Source organism: Polynucleobacter sp. 39-46-10 (assembly GCF_002282275.1).
In genome coordinates this window covers 1-2,841 of record NZ_NCJB01000297.1, presented here as the reverse complement: position 1 = coordinate 2,841, position 2,841 = coordinate 1, and the positions used below count along the sequence as shown (strand labels likewise).

Sequence of the window (2,841 nt, the reverse complement as noted above, 5' to 3'; positions counted from 1 at the left end):
AAAATATCTGAAACAGCACCCATGCTGCAAAAACCCGTTTTTTGCATTACAGCGCCGAGTAAAAAAGTAATCGCGAAGCTAGCCCACAAAACTGACTTACTAAGATTGCTAATAGCTACTGCATCCATATTGAAAATTCTTTAATTATTTTTTAAATTTATAAAACTGTTTGTTGAGGAAGGCTGTGACATCAGCTTCATCCTCTGGAAAAAGATCAAGTCGAAGCTCTGTATTACAGATAGCGACCATCGACTTTAAATTCTGAAGATTTTTAACCTTGCTATCGCTGCGGGTGTAGATCATATCGCCATTTCCAAAGCCCGATTTTTTGGCATGACAGGCGTAGCATTTCTGCTCATCGATCTTTTTGCCATTAGCAATGTCTGGGCTGGCAATTACTGAAGACAATAGTCCAAATACAGAAATCAGGGTAGCTACAAGCTTTAATATTGGCAATTTCATTTGAAATCAGTCATTTAGCGAAGTAAATGGCTATTTTAAAGCCCAGATGACAAATCTGTCCTATTCCGCCTGAATTGAGAGGTAAACGTTATAGGCATTCATGCGATTTGCAGCCTTAAACAGGGGCATCCCCTCATATTCGGACCAATCCGTTTTGGCGTAAGCCTCTTCAAAGGGATCCAAGTCCAAGGCTGAAGGGCCCATGGATTCACGCAAATATCGTAAGTAATCCCTGGTAAAGCGAATATCTTCAATCGGATCAATGGATTGAGGCCCATGTCCTGGAATCACAACTTTGGGATTAAATCGCTCAAATTCATCCAAGGCCTTAAGCCAACCCTTGCTGTCAGCATTTCCCACAAAAGGAATACGACCACGGAAAACCAAATCTCCAGCAAAAAGGACTTCCTCTGACGGAATGTAAACCAATAGATCTTCTGGAGCATGTGCTGGGCCTACTCGACTAATGAAAAACTCAACTCCGCCGATATTTAACTTTAATTGTTTATCAATCCAGGTATCTGCTGGCAATAATTTTGTTTGATCATTCACCCACGGGGCAAAATCAACCCGCGAAGCAATTAAACGTTGTTTTGCCGTTTCCGAGGAAAGATAGTTTCTACCCTCTCCTTGCGCATAAACCTTTGCACCAATCTTTTTAAATTCCTGCAATCCATACACATGGTCGGCATGATAATGAGTCACTACAACAGCAATAATTTTTTGATTAGTTAGTTTTGAAATCTCTTTGATCAGCTTTTGTGCGAGTACTGGCGAACCTAAGGCATCAATCACAACAACGCCTTTGGGGGTTATAACGAATCCAGCATTTGAGATAAAGTTTTGATTTTGACTACTCCCCAACTCTGCCCTGCCCTGCACGAAATAAGTATGAGGCGCCACTTGAATGGGCTTTAATAAAACGCCTGCCGGATCATTTTTTACCCGTACATTCTGAGCAAAACAAAGACTAAAAAAAATAGCATTAATTAATAATGCTATTTTTAGATCACGAATACAGCGCAGGAGTATATTCACTAAATAAGAATTAAGGCTTGATGTAGGCAAAATGATCTTTAAATTGAAGATCGCCAATCCTTGCTACACCCGATGGAGTGAAGTCAGCATCTAGAATGAATTGATCCTTTTTAAGATTTCTATTTTTTAAAGTAATCTCACAAACCTCAAAACGAACCCCGCGTGACTTGAGTGCTCCAATCAGAGGGGCGTATTCAATATTGTTCTTCTTATCCTTGGCGCCCTCCATCAAGATATCAACCCCGTTTGCATGAGTAACAACAATAATTGTGGTGTCTGGTGCCACATCCAGATGGTTGCGTACATTCCTTAAACCTTTAATGCCTTGGGCCTGAGCATCATCAATGTGATAAACAACGCTAGCTCCAGCAGCAACTACATGCTGAGAAACCAACGCAGAACAAGCAATAAGAATTGATGCCGCTAAAGTTAGATATTTTTTCATAACGGTTCTTTCTGTTTATTTAAGGGCAACCATACCAGGATTATTTTTAACGCCCTTGATGATTGGCTCATTTAGCTGAACTGCTTTGACCACCTTGATATCACGCAGATGGCGCTCAATCACATCCCAAATAGCCTCTCCACCAGCATTCTTAGCTTCTTCGCTTACAGGGGCCCAACCTGCCACTTTGTAGGTCTTACTTGGTTCAATAGCTTTGCCATTTAAGCGCATATCAGTAATACGCTTGCCTGCAGTTTCGGCTGGATCAATCGTATATTGCAAACCACCTACGCGAACCATATCCCCACCTTGTTGATAGTATGGATCAGGATTAAAGAGATTATCCGCAACGTCTTCAAGGATTGTCTTGATAGTCTCGCCACTCATATTTGTTACTGTCGTATATGGATAGGTAATTGCTGTTTGATCAAGTAAATTTTCACGTGTGATCGGCTGACCTGGTAGAAGGCTGGTACCCCAGCGGAAGCCTGGTGAGAATGCAATTTCAGCATTCTTCTGCGCCATGAGTCCGTCCAAGATCAATTGATCGAAACTGCCATTGAAGTTTCCACGACGGTACAAGAGACCTTCTGTCGTAGCTAATTTTTCATTGAGCTTAGCTTCATACGGCGCTCTAACTTTTTGAATTAGCTTATTCATTGCAGGATCAGCTGGAATCATGTTAGAGAAGATTGGGAAGAGTTTGTAACGGAAATCAACCGCTTTGCCACCCTTCACATCAAAGTCCAATACTCCCAAGAACTTGGTATTAGAACCCGCATTGGTAACTAAAGTTACGCCGCCCGCATTCTTCACTTTCACAGGAATAGGCACACCATCATGAGTATGACCACCCATAATCGCATCTAGACCTGTGACCCGAGATGCCATTTTTA

At 41.7% G+C, this 2,841-nt stretch carries 4 protein-coding genes; all 4 read right to left on the bottom strand.

Translation table 11 applies throughout. From position 1 onward, the window contains the following. Positions 1-144 precede the first annotated feature (144 nt). Positions 145-462: a hypothetical protein gene (locus tag B7X71_RS14670; protein ID WP_293601189.1), complete on the bottom strand. Its 318-nt coding sequence runs from the start codon at positions 460-462 to the stop codon at positions 145-147. Between the two features lie 60 nt (positions 463-522). Further along, the gene (locus B7X71_RS14665; RefSeq protein WP_293601187.1) at positions 523-1,500 is read right to left on the bottom strand and encodes an MBL fold metallo-hydrolase; all 978 of its coding nucleotides are present in this window, start codon (positions 1,498-1,500) and stop codon (positions 523-525) included. A gap of 10 nt (positions 1,501-1,510) precedes the next feature. Continuing rightward, positions 1,511-1,945 (bottom strand): DsrE family protein, encoded by a 435-nt coding sequence (locus B7X71_RS14660; protein ID WP_293599167.1) that lies wholly within the window; start codon positions 1,943-1,945, stop codon positions 1,511-1,513. 15 nt (positions 1,946-1,960) lie between these two features. Next, positions 1,961-2,841, bottom strand: an 881-nt coding sequence (locus B7X71_RS14655; protein WP_293601185.1) for a 5'-nucleotidase C-terminal domain-containing protein, incomplete at its 5' end; no start/stop codon positions are given.

Coding starts and splice junctions, on each gene's coding strand:
- B7X71_RS14670 (WP_293601189.1), bottom strand. CDS start 462: ATGAAATTGCCAATATTAAAGCTTGTAGCTACCCTGATTTCTGTATTT.
- B7X71_RS14660 (WP_293599167.1), bottom strand. CDS start 1,945: ATGAAAAAATATCTAACTTTAGCGGCATCAATTCTTATTGCTTGTTCT.